At 36.1% G+C, this 16,041-nt stretch carries 14 protein-coding genes; 12 read left to right on the top strand and 2 right to left on the bottom strand.

What is annotated here, in order from left to right; translation table 11 throughout:
• Window positions 1-6 precede the first annotated feature (6 nt).
• The gene (locus tag F0362_RS19260; RefSeq protein WP_073990545.1) at window positions 7-1,233 is read right to left on the bottom strand and encodes a nucleotidyltransferase; all 1,227 of its coding nucleotides are present in this window, start codon (window positions 1,231-1,233) and stop codon (window positions 7-9) included.
• 168 nt (window positions 1,234-1,401) lie between these two features.
• On the opposite strand from F0362_RS19260, the gene F0362_RS19255 reads away from it, so the two are divergent.
• The 3 genes from F0362_RS19255 to F0362_RS19245 all read left to right on the top strand — a co-directional run bounded on the left by F0362_RS19255 (window position 1,402) and on the right by F0362_RS19245 (window position 2,773).
• Window positions 1,402-1,902, top strand: coding sequence for a YceD family protein (locus F0362_RS19255; RefSeq protein WP_000872142.1), 501 nt, complete (start codon window positions 1,402-1,404; stop codon window positions 1,900-1,902).
• A 61-nt stretch (window positions 1,903-1,963) separates the two neighbouring features.
• Window positions 1,964-2,137: a 50S ribosomal protein L32 gene (rpmF, locus tag F0362_RS19250; RefSeq protein ID WP_001984764.1), complete on the top strand. Its 174-nt coding sequence runs from the start codon at window positions 1,964-1,966 to the stop codon at window positions 2,135-2,137.
• A 129-nt stretch (window positions 2,138-2,266) separates the two neighbouring features.
• Window positions 2,267-2,773: an RsfA family transcriptional regulator gene (locus F0362_RS19245; protein WP_000246458.1), complete on the top strand. Its 507-nt coding sequence runs from the start codon at window positions 2,267-2,269 to the stop codon at window positions 2,771-2,773.
• Window positions 2,774-2,806: 33 nt separating this feature from the next.
• Here F0362_RS19245 and F0362_RS19240 read toward each other — a convergent pair whose 3' ends face one another.
• On the bottom strand, window positions 2,807-3,280 hold the full coding sequence (locus F0362_RS19240) for an N-acetyltransferase (protein WP_001212123.1): 474 nt from the start codon (window positions 3,278-3,280) through the stop codon (window positions 2,807-2,809).
• Window positions 3,281-3,574: 294 nt separating this feature from the next.
• Between F0362_RS19240 and panE the strand changes: the two genes are divergently transcribed.
• From panE to murD, 9 genes are all read left to right on the top strand, one after another.
• Window positions 3,575-4,459, top strand: a complete 885-nt coding sequence (gene panE, locus F0362_RS19235) for a 2-dehydropantoate 2-reductase (protein WP_002093362.1) — start codon at window positions 3,575-3,577, stop codon at window positions 4,457-4,459.
• 79 nt (window positions 4,460-4,538) lie between these two features.
• Window positions 4,539-6,155 (top strand): bacillithiol biosynthesis cysteine-adding enzyme BshC, encoded by a 1,617-nt coding sequence (gene bshC, locus F0362_RS19230; RefSeq protein ID WP_000405028.1) that lies wholly within the window; start codon window positions 4,539-4,541, stop codon window positions 6,153-6,155.
• A 369-nt stretch (window positions 6,156-6,524) separates the two neighbouring features.
• Window positions 6,525-7,457 carry a 16S rRNA (cytosine(1402)-N(4))-methyltransferase RsmH gene (gene rsmH, locus F0362_RS19225; protein ID WP_000472506.1) on the top strand — a complete coding sequence of 311 codons (933 nt, stop codon included), beginning with the start codon at window positions 6,525-6,527 and terminating at the stop codon, window positions 7,455-7,457.
• 15 nt (window positions 7,458-7,472) lie between these two features.
• Window positions 7,473-7,835 (top strand): cell division protein FtsL, encoded by a 363-nt coding sequence (gene ftsL, locus F0362_RS19220; protein WP_000182809.1) that lies wholly within the window; start codon window positions 7,473-7,475, stop codon window positions 7,833-7,835.
• 72 nt (window positions 7,836-7,907) lie between these two features.
• Entirely contained in the window at window positions 7,908-10,007 is a 2,100-nt protein-coding gene (locus tag F0362_RS19215) for a penicillin-binding protein (RefSeq protein ID WP_002093365.1), read from the top strand.
• Window positions 10,008-10,088: 81 nt separating this feature from the next.
• On the top strand, window positions 10,089-12,005 hold the full coding sequence (locus F0362_RS19210; protein ID WP_001266239.1) for a stage V sporulation protein D: 1,917 nt from the start codon (window positions 10,089-10,091) through the stop codon (window positions 12,003-12,005).
• A 208-nt stretch (window positions 12,006-12,213) separates the two neighbouring features.
• Complete coding sequence (locus F0362_RS19205; protein WP_000766294.1) at window positions 12,214-13,689, top strand: UDP-N-acetylmuramoyl-L-alanyl-D-glutamate--2,6-diaminopimelate ligase; 1,476 nt, start codon at window positions 12,214-12,216, stop codon at window positions 13,687-13,689.
• Between the two features lie 22 nt (window positions 13,690-13,711).
• Window positions 13,712-14,686 (top strand): phospho-N-acetylmuramoyl-pentapeptide-transferase, encoded by a 975-nt coding sequence (gene mraY / locus F0362_RS19200; protein WP_000893065.1) that lies wholly within the window; start codon window positions 13,712-13,714, stop codon window positions 14,684-14,686.
• Window positions 14,687-16,039 (top strand): UDP-N-acetylmuramoyl-L-alanine--D-glutamate ligase, encoded by a 1,353-nt coding sequence (gene murD, locus F0362_RS19195; protein ID WP_000860109.1) that lies wholly within the window; start codon window positions 14,687-14,689, stop codon window positions 16,037-16,039. It abuts the gene before it with no gap.
• Window positions 16,040-16,041: the final 2 nt, after the last annotated feature.

Raw genomic sequence — 16,041 nt, 5'->3', positions numbered from 1 at the left:
TTTTTCTTATAGAAACGTTGTAGTTGTTTCATCGTAACGAATTGGATGGTGTATTACGTCTTGTTTTAGTAGTTGTGTCCGTAATGGTTCTTGCATGATAGAGAAATATACAGAATTTGCTTTTCGCTCTATATGTAAAGTAGGATGGTCAAAACTTTTTGTATGAGTAAGGATTGGAAGTTCTATTTTTTTCTTGTTTTTTGAAATATAAGTTTGTCCTTTTTGTGACATGCCGAGTAGACGAATATACGGTGCATGTTGTTCTATATTTGCCATATGCATCTCTTCTTTTGTCGTGTTTGTTAAAATATGTGTACAGGCTCTTTGTAATCTAGTCCATGTATAACGTTTTGTTTTTAATGCTTCCATGAATGAGTGGAAGGAAGAGCTGTTTTGTATTTTTGATAAAATACGATGCTCTAAACCTTCTTCGATTTCATATATATGTCGTAAGTCCCCTGGAGACATCGTCATAAGTTTGTATTTAAAAAATGAAAAGTATTGTTCCCAATTATGTAATATCCCGAAGTTTTGTTTATAAGTTGCTAAAAGAGAAGCGGTTGCTTTCGGGATAAAAGGCTCAATTTCTGTAAATGAACCATTTTCGCTAAAGAGTTGTTTACGAATACTCGTTGCACTTGCGATATGTTGGTTACTAAATGTTTCATCGTGATAATGAGATGCGTATCTTTTTATAGTTTGTGCTTGCATAGAACTATTTTGCGCCAGAATTGCTTTTATGTATTGAAAGCCTAAAATGTTATTTGGTTGTGACATATCGATGTTTTTTTTGGATGGTAAAATGTGTAGAAAGGCTTCAGATGTAGCTTTGGCGTAACTATTACCTGCGCTCATAAATTGCTTTACGAGACGATTAAAAGTCGCTTCTTCGTTTTTTTGTACAGAGATGGTATTATAAAAATTTTCGATTTGTCCATCTTCACTGCCAAAACAAATTTCAGAAACGCGTAAGGCATTTAAGATGGAAATAGCACCATTTGCAAAAGTTTCAGCTTTTTGTGTTGCGAATGCGTATGGAAGCTCTACAATAAGGTCTACACCGCTTGCTAAGCCCATTTTAGTGCGATACCATTTGGAAATGAGTGCGGGCTCACCACGCTGCAAAAAAGGGCCACTCATAACGGCAATTATAATATCAGAGTGTGTTAACTTTTTTGTTTGTTGCACATGATAATCATGACCGTTATGAAAAGGGTTATATTCAACGACAATACCACTGGCTTTTATGATAATCTCTCCTTTCGATGTAGCATCTTTTTGGAAAACATGATACTCTATATATTATTTACTATGATGACTTCATTATAGTGTAAAGAAAAAACATTGACAAATATAAAATGGCTAGCTATAATTTTGTTTGTTGCCTTGAGGTGATATGATATGAAATGGTCCATCCATCAATTGAATAAATTGAGAAATAAAGGATTGACATTGGATGAGATGGTAGATGTAAGTGAGCTAAAAGAGGTCGAGAAAGATATTCGTGAAATTAATCCTGTTCATGTAACAGGAAGAGTTGATTTTGGCTCCGGGAAGTTTACGTTCCATCTACATATAACTGGAAGCATGGTTTTACCATGTTCTCGCTCTTTAGTAGATGTGACATTACCATTTGACATTAAAACAACTGAGGTGTTCCAAACTTCAGAAGAAGAGTTTGAAACAGAAGCTGAAATTCATTGTTTAGAAGGAGAAGTACTTGACTTACTGCCCGTAATCAAGGAAAATATACTTTTGGAGATTCCAATGCAAATTTTCAGTGATGATGTTTCTGGTGGAGCACCGATGCAAGGTCAAGACTGGCAAGTGATTTCGGAAGAAAACAAAGAAAAGGCTGTTGATCCAAGATTGGCAGGACTTGCAAAGTTTTTTGACAAATAATCGGAAGACTGGTTTAGGCCTTCATATGAAAATAATTATTTCTTTTAAGGAGGTGGGAAGAATGGCTGTACCTTTTAGAAGAACTTCTAAAACAGTAAAAAGAAAGCGTCGTACGCATTTCAAATTATCAGTACCTGGTATGGTAGAGTGCCCAAGCTGTGGTGAAGCGAAATTAGCTCACCGTGTATGTAAAGCATGCGGTACTTACAAAGGTAAAGAAGTAATCAGCAAGTAATTGCGGGAAAATAAACGTAGAAGATATCTTCTGCGTTTATTTTTTTTGTTTTATTCTTTAGTTGTTGTATTCTATCTTTTCTAGTAACTGCATATGCTTAATAAAAAATGCATAGGGAGGACTAGAGAGATGGCGACAACAAGACAAGATGCTTGGACTGATGATGAAGATTTGCTTCTGGCAGAAGTAGTACTCCGGCATATTCAAGAAGGTGGAACGCAACTTTCTGCCTTTAAAGAAGTGGGAAGACATTTGTCTCGTACACCAGCAGCATGTGGATTTAGATGGAATTCTTACGTGAGAAAGCAATATAAAGAACGTATTGAAGAAGCGAAACAACTTCGTAAAGTAGAAAATTATGAAGTGAAAGAGACGGAGGTATTAGAGCCTACGTCAATTACACTGAATGATGTTATTGATTTCTTGCAAAATTATAAAGATGAAAACTCTTTAATGGTGTTGCAAAAACAAGTTGAATCGCTACAGACAGAGAGAGAACGACTTCTAGAGCGATTATCAGTATATGAGGAAGAGTATAGAACATTACTTGATTATATCGATCAAAAAAGAAGTGTAATGGTAGCGGAAAGAAATAGTGTTCGTTCGAATGGAAAGTTAGAGAAGTTAAAGAAATAAAAACAGCTGTTACGCAGCTGTTTTTTTTATTTCTTATGCAGATTCCTCGTTTGTAATCGCATTCATATTTGTTTCTGGATGCCAAATATAAAAATCACCATTAGTTACTGATACAGGTTGGAAATTTAATTTATCCCAAAAACCAGCTGAATGGATACGTGCTATCGTTTTAACTGGGAACTGTAGTTGTTTTGCATAATTCACAAGCATTTGTCCAAATCCTTGTTTTTGAAAAGTTGGTAACACTTCAAGTTTATAAAGTTCTAGGTAAGGGCCAGTAATGTCAAATGGTTCGCCACCATCCCTTTTCATATATAGACTCATACGTGCGATTAGTGATCCGCCATAATAAATACCATAAAATGGTGATTCGCTATTGTTTTCAATAATGTTTGCTTGTAACTCTTCCAACATAGATAGTTCTAGAGCTCCGCAACCTTTAAATTTTTTAAATTCATCTAATGTTTTATAATTGATGAGCAAGCGCTCAACTTTTGGGAATCTCATTACATCACATCCTTTTCTTATCTTGTTGAATCCAGAAAAGTAAAAATATTTATAATAATATTATAACTTATTTTTTTATTTTTATGAAGAAGATAGTATATTTCTTTTATTATTTTTTTGAGGATTTGCTAAACTAAGAATAGAAGCACGTTAATAGGTAGTATATACATAGTGAAAGAAGAGGTTGCATTTATCTGTTAGGAGTCAGTGCAAGCGTAGGATGTATGCATGTGAATTAGAAAGATATAAAGGGAGGGAAGGCAAGGAAATTTAATATGAATTCCTTGGGTGAAAATGAAAATTGGAATTGTAGGATCAGGTGCTATTGGTCTATTGTATACATTTTATTTACAAAAAAGTAATCAAGATGTCACGTTGTTTACAAGGACGGCTAAGCAGGCTGAAGAATTGAATAAAACAGGTGTAACTTGTATTAGAGATGGGAAACGTGAAACGGTATTTCCATCCATTTTACCGATAGAATATATGTTAGATCAGAAGTTAGATTATACATTTATTGCTGTGAAGCAATACCATATAAATGACATATTACCGTTTGTGCAAGGAGAATCATCATTAATCTTTTTGCAAAACGGAATGTCGCATCTTCATGCTATACAGAAAATAAGAAATGAGAATATAGCTGTTGGTATTGTAGAACACGGTGCGAAAAAAGAAGAAAGGTATACGGTCCATCATACTGGAATAGGTATAACGAAGTTTGGGGTAGTGCGCGGTCCATTTTTATATTTTAAAAAAGTATTCGATTATTTTCCTTTTGCTCATTTTCCAATTCAAATAGAGGCTGATTGGAAAGGTATTATGTACAAAAAATTAGTAGTAAATGTATGTATTAATCCATTGACAGCGTTATTGCGGGTTCAGAACGGTGAGTTAATTACGAATCCTTTTTTTTATCAAATGATGGAGCAAGTATTTAGGGAAGTTGCATTTCTTGTTAGTGAAGAACAAGAAATGGTATGGGAAATGGTACGAGGTATATGTGAAAGAACGTCTCATAATACATCATCTATGCTAGCAGATGTAAGAGCGAATAGACAAACGGAAATCGATGCAATTGTTGGATATGTGTTAGAGGAAGCTAAGAAACAGCAACGACCAGTTCCGACACTTCAATTTTTGTTCGATGCAATAAAAGGCTTAGAAGTAAAAGAATAAGTGTTATTCTTTGCTTTTACGTGAAACATTGACTACAATGTGGATTGGTGAGAGAACTGGATACGAAAGGAAGAATTATATGGAGATAAACGAAATCTCTGTTCCGCAACAAGGTATTGTAGCGGACTATATGAACGGTAAAAAAGAGATACAGTCGTGTTTTGATTATATGTTAACAGAAGTTGCTTTTAAACAACGTTTACATGATTTGCGTGAAAGGAAGTTTTTCCGCCAAGAGTTAGTAGCGCATTTATTAGAATATAATACAAAATTGCAAGCGGGAGAATCTACAATTCAAAATGTAAAAGCGCTTGGAGATGAAAATACATATGTTGTTATAGCTGGACAACAAGCGGGGTTATTAACTGGACCGCTTTATACAATTCATAAAGTTATTTCAATTTTACAGCTTGCAAAGGAAAAGGAAGAAAGTTTAGGCGTTAAAGTCGTTCCTGTATTCTGGATTGCTGGTGAAGATCATGATATGGATGAGATTAATCATACTTTTGTAACGAAAAATAAAAAAATAAAAAAGACTATTTTTCATGACCGTAATCCGAAAAAGGCGAGTGCTTCTGAGTCTGAACTGTCTGTTGAAGATTGTAGAAAATGGATGGAAGAGATTTTTAAAACATACCCAGAAACGAATTTTACAAAGGATGTATTACGATTTGTAGATGATGCTTTGAATAAATCGAATACGTATGTAGATTTCTTTGCTTACCTTATTACAAAAATGTTTGCTAATTCTGGTTTAATTCTTGTTGATTCGCATCATCCTGAATTAAGGAAGTTAGAGGTTCCATTCTTCAAACGTATTATAAGCAAGTATAAAGAAGTGCAAGAGGGGCTTCACAATCAGCAGGAAGTAATTAAAGAATTAGGGTATAAGCCAATTATTGAAACAAAGTCTAATGCAGTGCATATATTCATGGAAATCGATAATGAGCGAGTGCTGCTTGAAGACAATCAAGGAAAGTTTGTCGGAAAAGATGGGACACATTCTTTTTCATATGAAGAATTGATTGAAGAGTTGGAGAGAAGTCCAGAGCGTTTTAGTAATAATGTTGTAACACGTCCTCTTATGCAAGAGTATGTATTTCCTACGCTAGCGTTTATTGGAGGTCCAGGGGAGATAGCTTATTGGAGTGAACTGCAACAAGTATTCCATACTGTTGGTTTCCAAATGCCGCCTGTCGTTCCTCGTCTTACAATGACTTATATAGAGAGAGATATAGCGACAGATTTAAATGATTTACAGTTGCAAGAAAATGATCCGTTTTTACATGATGTAGATAAATTACGTGAAAACTGGTTGTCTGATCAAATAGAGGAACCAATCGACGATCGATTTATAGAGGCGAAAAAAGAAATTATTGATATTCATACATCATTACAACAGTTTGTGAAAAAAATAGATCCAGGATTAAGTGAATTCGCAGGGAAGAATGAGTTGAAAATTAATGAACAAATTGAACTGTTAGAAAGAATGTTGAAAAGAAATGTTGAGAAAAAACATGAAGTTCAACTAAATAAATTCCGCCGTATACAATGTGCAATTCGTCCATTAGGAGCTCCGCAAGAGCGCGTGTGGAATGTATGTTATTATTTAAATCAGTTCGGTTTGGATTTCGTTGATCGAGTGATGGAGAATTCATTTTCTTGGGATGGAAAACATCATGTTATAAAACTATAGAATCTTGCTCTTTGGAGCAGGATTTTATTTTTATTCTGTTGAATTTACTGTGAAGTGAAATTTTTCTGAATTATCATTTTGTAACTGGTAGAGATTGTATATATGTAGGATACTTAAATATATGACAAAATCACACAAAATGTAAACGTATTATTCTCTTTTTCGACAGTTTTTTATTTAAATTCCCGTAAAAAATGATAAAATTTAGTATATAATAAAAGAAAATAGCGATTTGTATAGTATGCTGCCTTTGTTGGTAAGTTAACTGAGTCGTTCTTTAGTAGTATTTCATTCTCTGATCGTGAGAAATACGTTTAGAGGAAGAAATACATTTAACATAAATTAATTGGAAAAAGAGTAGGTGCAACAATGTTTAAACACGTAACAGTGCTTTTGAAAGAAACAGTAGACGGCTTAGATATAAAGCCAGATGGTACATATGTAGATTGTACACTGGGGGGAGGAGGACATAGTTCTTATTTATTATCCCAATTGACTGATGGGGGAAAATTAATTGCTTTTGATCAAGATGAGATAGCGATTCAAAATGCAAAAGAAAAATTTTCTTCATACGGTGAGCAGTTTATAACGGTAAAGAGCAATTTCCGTTACTTATCTGAAAAACTACAGGAATTAGGCATAACAGAGGTAGACGGTATTTTATTCGATTTAGGTGTTTCATCCCCACAATTAGATACACCAGAGCGAGGCTTTAGTTATCATCATGATGCACCGTTAGATATGCGGATGGATCAAGATGCCCCATTAACAGCATATGATGTTATAAATAGCTGGTCATATGAACAACTTGTAAGAATTTTCTTCCAGTATGGTGAAGAGAAATTTTCAAAGCAAATAGCAAGAAAAATTGAAGCGTATCGTGAAAATAAAGCTATTGAAACGACAGGAGAATTAGTGGAACTAATAAAAGAAGGTATTCCGGCTCCTGCGCGTAGAACTGGTGGACATCCTGCGAAGCGAGTTTTCCAGGCAATCCGTATTGCTGTAAATGATGAATTGAAAGTATTTGAAGAAGCGTTGGAATCTGCTATTGAGATGGTCAAGCCTGGTGGAAGAGTTAGTGTTATAACATTCCATTCATTAGAAGACCGTATTTGTAAAACAACATTTAAGCGAAATAGTACAACGCCGCAATTGCCGCCAGGGTTACCAATTATCCCAGATGAATTTAAGCCGAAATTAAAGCTTATTACAAGAAAACCGATTTTACCTTCTGATATAGAGCTGGAAGAAAATAATCGAGCGCGTTCTGCGAAGTTGAGAATCGCTGAAAAACGATAAAAAGGAGAGAGAGGTATGACTAATTTAGCTGTAAAGTACAAACAACAAGCGCAAGAAGAGGTACAAATTCAAACGCCCCCACAGCAGATGGTTAAGCCGAAGGTTAAAGCAAAGATCACAAGGGTCGAAAAACTGATGTATGTAGCGTTTATTGGCTTCTTATTGTATGCCTGTGTAGCGTTTATTGGGAATAAAGCAGGGCTTTATCAAGTTAATGTAGAAGCAGCGACGATCGAAGAAAAAATTGTACAGCAGCAAAAAGAAAATCAAGAATTGCAAGCTGAAGTAGAGAAGCTAAGTCGCTATGAACGAATCGCTGAAGTTGCAAAAAAACATGGGCTAGAAATTAATGCGAATAATGTGAAAGGCCTCAAGTAAGGCAATAGGTGTGAAGGAAAGATGAAGAAAAATATGACTAAATTTCATACCAATAAAGGAGCAGGTTATTTTATGATATTTTTCCTCCTGCTCTTTTTGCTATTATTAGCCCGATTTTTTTACATACAAGCGACAGGAACAGTGCATAATCAGGATTTGGATGACCTTGCTAAGCAAAAACATAGTAAAACAGGAGTTCTCGAAGCGAATCGAGGAACGATTTATGACCAAAATGGTCATGTGTTAGCGCAAGATGCAAACTCTTATAAACTTGTAGCTGAATTAAAAGGTGCGAAACCTGTTGAGAATAAAGAGGATACTGCAAAGAAAATTGCAGGAGTACTAGGAAAAGGCGAAGAGGATATTTTAGCTGCATTAAATAAGGAAGGCAGAAGTCAAGTCGAATTTGGAACACTAGGCAAGGATTTGACGAGAGAACAGAAGAAACAAATAGAGGCATTGAATTTGCCGGGAATATCTTTTATTACAGAAAATGCAAGAGTGTATCCAAACGGTGATTTTGCGTCTTACGTCATAGGTCATGCGAAACCAAATGAAAAGGGAACTTCGGTAGGACAATTTGGCTTAGAAAAAAGTTTGGATAAATATTTAAGTGCTTCTAATGGAGAAGTAGCTTATACAGGTGATCGTAAAGGTGTATCTCTCGATGGTGGAAAAGTGAATGTAAAGGCACCTAAAAATGGAGATAATGTGTATTTAACAATGGATCAACGAATCCAAAGTTATTTAGAAGATGCAATGAAAGCGGCAAGTAAACAATATGATCCAGAAAGTTTAATAGGGATTGTTGCGGATCCGAAAACTGGAAAAATATTAGCGATGTCTACTAAACCTAGTTATGATCCTAATGATCGTCAAATTAAATATTTCTTCAATGATGCGATTTCAAATGCATTTGAACCGGGGTCAACAATGAAAATTTTCACATTAGCGGCAGCTATTAATGAAGGTGTGTACAAAGGACAAGATTATTATCAGTCTGGTACATATCAAGTTGGAAATCGGAAGATAAATGATCATAATGGCGGTGCTGGCTGGGGCTCTATTACATTCGATGAAGGGGTGGAGAGATCTTCAAACGTAGCGTTTGCTATTTTAGGTGATCAAAAACTTGGTCCAGAACGTTTCCGTAAATATATTAATGCTTTTGGGCTAGATGAGAAAACAAATATTGATTTACCTGGTGAAGGTTCTAATACAATTTTATTTGATCAGCAAATACAGCAAGTAACAACGGCTTTTGGACAAGGTTCTACTGTAACGCCAATTCAGCTTGTACAAGCTGCAACGTCTATTGCAAATGATGGGAAAATGATGAAACCATATGCGATTGACAAAATTGTAGATCCGATAACAGGGGAAGTAAAATTAGAGCATAAACCAGAAGAAGTAGGAAAGCCTGTTACAAAAGAAACAGCAGCGCAAGTAAGACAGTTGTTAGAACGTGTTGTTACATCTCCGAAAGGAACAGGAACTGCTTATAAAGTCGATGGATATTCAGTTGGTGGTAAAACAGGGACAGCGCAAATGCCGGATGGGAAAGGTGGCTATATGACAGGAAGAGAGAATTATATATTCTCATTCTTAGGGATGGCGCCGATGGAGGATCCGCAACTTGTTGTGTATGTAGCTGTTAAACAGCCGAAATTGAAAGATGATGAGAACGGCGCACAGCCGTTAGCTGATATTTTTAAATATGTAACAAAAAATAGTTTAGAGTATTTAAAGATAAAGCCAAATGAAGTGAAAGATCCGAAGAAGCATTTAAAAGAGCAACAAACTGCTGTTCCAGATGTAACTGGTAAAACGATGACTGAAGCGGGGAAAGCAATTGAAAAAGCAAAACTCCGTCCAATCATACTAGGTGAAGGAAAAGTGCAGCAACAAGTACCAAAAGCGACTGAACAAACATTAAAAGGTGATCGAGTCTTTTTAGTGGGAGATAAGCCAACAATGCCAAATATACAAGGGTGGGCACTGCGTGATGTTATGAATTTGGCGAAAACATTACAGCTTAACTTAAAACCTTCTGGTACCGGATACGTAACTGAACAAAGTGTAGCAGAAGGAACGTTACTGCAACCGGGTACAGAATTAGGTGTAACACTAGTACCACCACTTGAACCGCAACAAGAAGCAGAAAAACCGTAATGGTAAGAAGCAAGGAGTTCTAATTAAATAAGTACAAGCATATATTGGAACAAGCTAGGCGTAAGGGAGGCTTGTTCCAATATGCGTGTATCAAATGTAACGGTTAGAAAACGACTTATTTTTATACTTATATCAGGTATACTTATTTTCACTATCATCGATATTCGTCTTGGATATGTACAGTTTTTTCTTGGGAATATGTTAACGGATCGCGCGAAAGATTCGTGGAGTCGTAATATTACTTTTGAGCCTGAAAGAGGGAAAATTTTAGACCGAAACGGTGTGGAACTTGCCACAAATAAAAGTGCCCCGACGGTATTTGTAGTGCCGAGGCAAATTGAAAAACCAGCAGAGACTGCAGAGAAGTTAGCTGCAGTATTAGGTGTGGAAAAAGACGAGATTTATAAGAGGGTTACAAAAAAGGAATCAATTGTAAGGTTAGATAAGGGTGGCAGGAAGATATCGCATGACAAAGCGAAAGAGGTACGAGGATTAAGTTTAAAGGGAGTTTATATTGCAGAGGATTCTATCCGGTACTATCCATTTGGAAATTTTTTATCACACGTATTAGGGTTTGCAGGTAGTGATAATCAAGGTCTTATGGGGTTAGAAAAATATTATGATAAAGAGCTGAATGGTGATAAAGGTCATGTCCGTTTTTTTGCAGATGCAAAAGGACAAAGAATGCCTAACATTGGTGATGATTTCAAAAAACCAGAAGCTGGACTGAACTTAGGCTTAACAATTGATGCGCGTATTACGAGAATTATGGAAAGAGAAATGAATATCGCAGAGTCAACGTATAATCCCGATGGTATGATTGCCATTGCAATGAATCCAAAAAATGGTGAGATTTTAGGCATGTCGAGTCGACCGAGTTTTGATCCAGCAGATTTTCAAAGTGTTTCTCCAGAAGTGTATAATAGAAATTTACCTGTATGGAGTACGTATGAGCCTGGTTCAACATTTAAGATCATTACGTTAGCGGCCGCTTTGAATGAAAATTTGGTAGACTTAGAGAAAGATACGTTTTATGATGATGGAGCAGCTGAAGTTGGTGGGGCTAGATTAAAATGTTGGAAAGCTGGAGGTCATGGTAGCCAGACGTTTTTAGAGGTCGTTCAAAACTCGTGTAACCCAGGGTTTATTGAACTTGGTGATCGACTGGGTAAAGACAGATTGTTTAAATACATTCGTAATTTCGGCTTTGGACAGAAGACTGGAATCGACTTACAAGGTGAAGGTAGTGGGATTTTATTTAAGTTAGATAAAGTTGGTCCAGTTGAGCAAGCAACAACTTCATTTGGTCAGGGTGTTTCTGTTACACCAATTCAACAAGTAGCAGCTGTAGCAGCGGCTGTAAATGGTGGAACGTTATACCAACCATATATAGCTAAGGAGTTTATTGATCCGAAAAATAATCAAGTTGTTAGTAAAAAAACACCTGTTGATAAAAGGAAAGTTATTTCCGAGGAAACTTCAGAAAAAGTTCGTTATGCATTAGAGAATGTTGTAGCGAAGGGGTCTGGTAAAGGTGCGTTTATTGACGGATATCGTGTAGGTGGAAAAACAGGTACTGCTCAAAAGGTGAAAGATGGTAAATATTTAGAGAATAATTATATAGTGTCTTTTATTGGCTTTGCTCCAGCGGATGATCCGCAAATTGTTGTTTATGTAGCTGTTGATAATCCAAAAGGAGTCACTCAATTTGGTGGAGTAGTAGCGGCTCCAATTGTTGGGAATATTCTTCGGGATGCACTTCCTGTTATGGGAGTGAAACCGAGAAAAGAACAAGTTGAGAAAGAATATAAATGGGGCGACACACCAACTGTAGAAGTTCCGAATTTAATTGGCATGAAAAAGAAGGATTTACAAACTCAACTTGTTGATTTGAAGCTTGATATAAGCGGAGATGGAGAGAGAGTAATTAAACAATCACCAGAAGCTGGGGCCAAGGTAAAAGAAGGCTCAAAAATTAGAATTTACTTCGGGAATTAAAGGTAACATAGTGCGTTTTATGTTACAATTGGTGGAAGTGAGTTCTTTATAGAAGAGTTACTTAATTTGAGACAGCAAGTGTCTCATTAATAAATAGGTCTATGTATTAGACGATAGTAGCACGTACCTCCTATTTAAATTAACTAGGAGGTAATGTGTTGCTTACTAAAAAAGAGATAAATAAACAATGTAGAGAGGGTTTAGTGAAATGAAGTTGCATACACTTGTATCATGTTTGCATGATTTTCCAGTTGTTCCAAAAGAAAATCCAGAAATCACATCTATTGAAGCTGATTCACGTAAAGTGAAAGAGGGAAGCTTATTTATATGTATGAAAGGGTATACGGTTGATAGCCATGATTTTGCTAAGCAAGCAGCGGCACAAGGAGCGGCTGCTATTGTTGCGGAAAGACCAATTGATGTTGACGTTCCAGTTGTACTTGTGAAAAATACTTTTCGTTCGTTAGCGGTTTTAGCTGATTATTTTTATGGTCAACCAACACACAAGTTACATTTAATTGGTATTACAGGTACAAATGGAAAGACAACAACATCGCATATTATGGATGAAATTATGCGCGCACATGGTCATAAAACAGGGCTAATTGGAACGATTAATATGAAAATCGGTGATGAAACATTTGAGGTGAAAAATACAACGCCAGATGCACTAACACTTCAACAGACGTTTTCAAAAATGGTTGAACAAGGTGTAGATAGCACAGTAATGGAAGTTTCATCTCATGCTTTAGATCTTGGGCGTGTACACGGATGCGATTATGATGTTGCAGTATTTACGAATTTAACACAAGATCATTTAGACTATCATAAAACGATGGAAGAATATAAACATGCGAAGGGCTTGCTTTTTGCACAGCTGGGCAATAGTTATAATCATAATCGTAAAAAATACGCTGTATTAAACAGCGATGATCCAGTTGCGGAAGAGTATATGAGAAGCACAGCGGCAACTGTTGTAACTTACGGTATAGATGTTTCAAGTGACATTATGGCGAAAGATATCGTTATGACGAGCGGTGGTACGACATTTACACTTGTAACACCGTATGAAAGTGTAGATGTTACGATGAAATTAATTGGTAAGTTTAATGTATACAATGTGTTGGCTGCAACAGCAGCAGGGCTTGTTTCAGGCGTAAGCTTACAAACAATTATTGATGTAATTAAAGAGCTTGCTGGTGTGCCTGGACGTTTTGAAGTTGTTGATGGTGGACAAAATTACACAGTTATTGTGGATTATGCACATACACCTGATAGCTTAGAGAACGTTCTAAAAACAGCGAAACAGTTTGCGAACGGTGATGTGTATTGTATCGTTGGTTGTGGTGGTGATAGAGATCGCACGAAAAGGCCAGTGATGGCAAGTGTCGCGGTAGAATATGCAACTCAAGCGATTTATACATCAGACAATCCAAGAAGCGAAGATCCAGTGGCTATTCTAGATGATATGATAAAAGGTGCAAAAGGGAATAATTATGAAGTAATTGTTGATCGAAAAGAAGCGATACGTTATGCTATTTCGAAAGCCAAAGCAGAAGATATTATTATTATTGCTGGTAAAGGGCATGAAACGTATCAAATTATTGGTAAAGAAGTTCATCATTTTGACGATCGTGAAGTTGCTAAAGAAGCAATTACAGGGCGTCTAAACAACGAAGAGTAACAACGTGAGAGGAGGACTACATGTGCTTGAGCAAGGTTTATTAGTAACGGCAGGGGTAGCATTCTTAATTTCTGTTGCCCTTTCGCCACTGTTTATTCCATTTTTAAGAAAATTAAAGTTCGGACAGAGTATTCGTGATGAGGGACCGAAGTCACATCAAAAAAAATCAGGGACACCAACGATGGGCGGTATTGTCATATATGTATCTATGATGGTAACGACCTTAATTATGGCAATTAAGTTTAATCATTTAGGTGCAGAGGTTTCGTTACTATTATTGGTGACATTTGGTTATGGATTAATTGGTTTTTTAGATGACTACATAAAGGTAGTTAAGAAAAGAAATCTTGGTTTAACATCGAAACAAAAATTACTAGGACAGCTTATTATTGCAATTGCGTTCTTTTTAATTGGAAAAGGGCAAGCATTTCACACATACATTATGATTCCAGGGACGGATGTTAAGTTTGAACTAAGCTGGGCGTATTTTGTTCTTGTATTATTTATGCTTATTGGTGGGTCGAATGCAGTTAACTTAACTGATGGTTTAGATGGTTTATTATCGGGAACAGCCGCTATTGCATTTGGAGCGTTTAGTATTATTGCTGTGGCACAAGAGCAATTCGGAGTAGCAATATTCTGTATGGCAGTTGTAGGAGCTGTACTTGGATTTTTAGTATTCAATGCGAATCCAGCGAAAGTATTTATGGGAGATACGGGTTCCTTAGCTTTAGGTGGAGCGATCGCAGCTGTAGCAATTTTACTAAAACAAGAATTGTTACTTGTAATTATTGGTGGAGTATTCGTAATGGAAACTTTATCTGTTATTATTCAAGTCATTTCGTTTAAAACAACCGGAAAGCGTGTCTTTAAAATGAGTCCATTACACCATCATTATGAATTATGTGGTTGGTCAGAATGGCGCGTCGTTGTGACGTTTTGGTCTGTAGGATTTTTATTAGCTATGTTAGGAATTTATATCGGGGTGTGGATGTAATTGAAAACTGTAACTGAATTTCAAAATAAAAATATTCTTGTATTAGGCATTGCAAAAAGTGGTTATGCAGCAGCTACCTTGTTACAAAAATTAGGGGCAAATGTTATTGTAAATGACGGAAAGCCTTTAGCAGAAAATACGCTTGCTGCAGAATTACAAGCAAAAGGAATGGACGTTGTATGCGGGGGGCATCCTTTGGAATTATTAGAGAGAAATATTTCTCTTGTAGTAAAAAATCCAGGGATTCCGTATTCTAACCCAATATTAGTTGCTGCGAAAGAAAAGCAGATTCCAATCGTTACGGAAGTTGAATTAGCATACCGTATTTCAGAAGCGCCATTTGTTGGCATTACGGGGTCTAACGGTAAAACGACGACGACAATGCTTACGTTTGAAATGCTAAAAGAAGGACGAAAGCATCCTATTATTGCAGGGAACATAGGCACTGTAGCTTGTGAAGTAGCACAGGATGCAAAAGAGAATGAAGTTGTAGTTACAGAACTTTCATCGTTCCAACTGATGGGAGTAGAATCTTTCCAGCCTAAAATCGCTGTGTTTTTAAACTTATTTGAGGCTCACTTAGATTATCATGGGACGAAAAAAGAATATGGTTTAGCAAAAGCTAATATTTTTAAAAACCAAACAGAAAACGATTATAGTGTAATAAATGCAGATGATGCAGATGTGATGGCTTTATCTGCTTATAGTAAAGGTCAAAAAATACTATTCTCGACAGCGAAAGAAAATGAAGATGGTGCGTGTATAAAGGATAACGCTCTTTATTTCAAAGGTGAAAAAGTTGTTGAAGTAAGCGATATTGTTTTACCTGGTCAGCATAATTTAGAGAATATTTTAGCTGCGATGAGTATTGCGAAACTATTAGGTGTTTCTAATGAAGCTATTACGGTTGTGTTAAAACGTTTTACAGGTGTAAAACATCGATTAGAATATGTAACAACTATTAACAACCGTAAGTTTTATAATGACTCAAAAGCGACGAATATGTTAGCGACTGAGAAAGCTTTATCTGCGTTTACACAACCAATTGTGTTATTAGCAGGTGGGCTTGATCGTGGAAATGAATTCGATGATTTAATTCCATATTTCAAAAATGTAAAAGCGCTTGTAACATTTGGACAAACAGCACCAAAATTAGTAAGAGCAGCAGAAAAAGTGGGATTAGATATAATTGAAAGTGTCGACACTTTAGATGAAGCAGTAGTGAAAGCTTACGCTCATTCTACGGAGGGCGATGTAATTCTTCTTTCCCCAGCATGTGCAAGCTGGGATCAATTTAAAACATTTGAAGAAAGAGGAGACATTTTTATACAAGCTGTGCATAAACTTATATAAAG

Origin of the sequence: Bacillus sp. BS98, assembly GCF_008432245.1 — a bacterium.
Lineage (GTDB): Bacteria > Bacillota > Bacilli > Bacillales > Bacillaceae_G > Bacillus_A > Bacillus_A toyonensis.
This window is presented reverse-complemented; position numbering and strand designations above follow the sequence as displayed.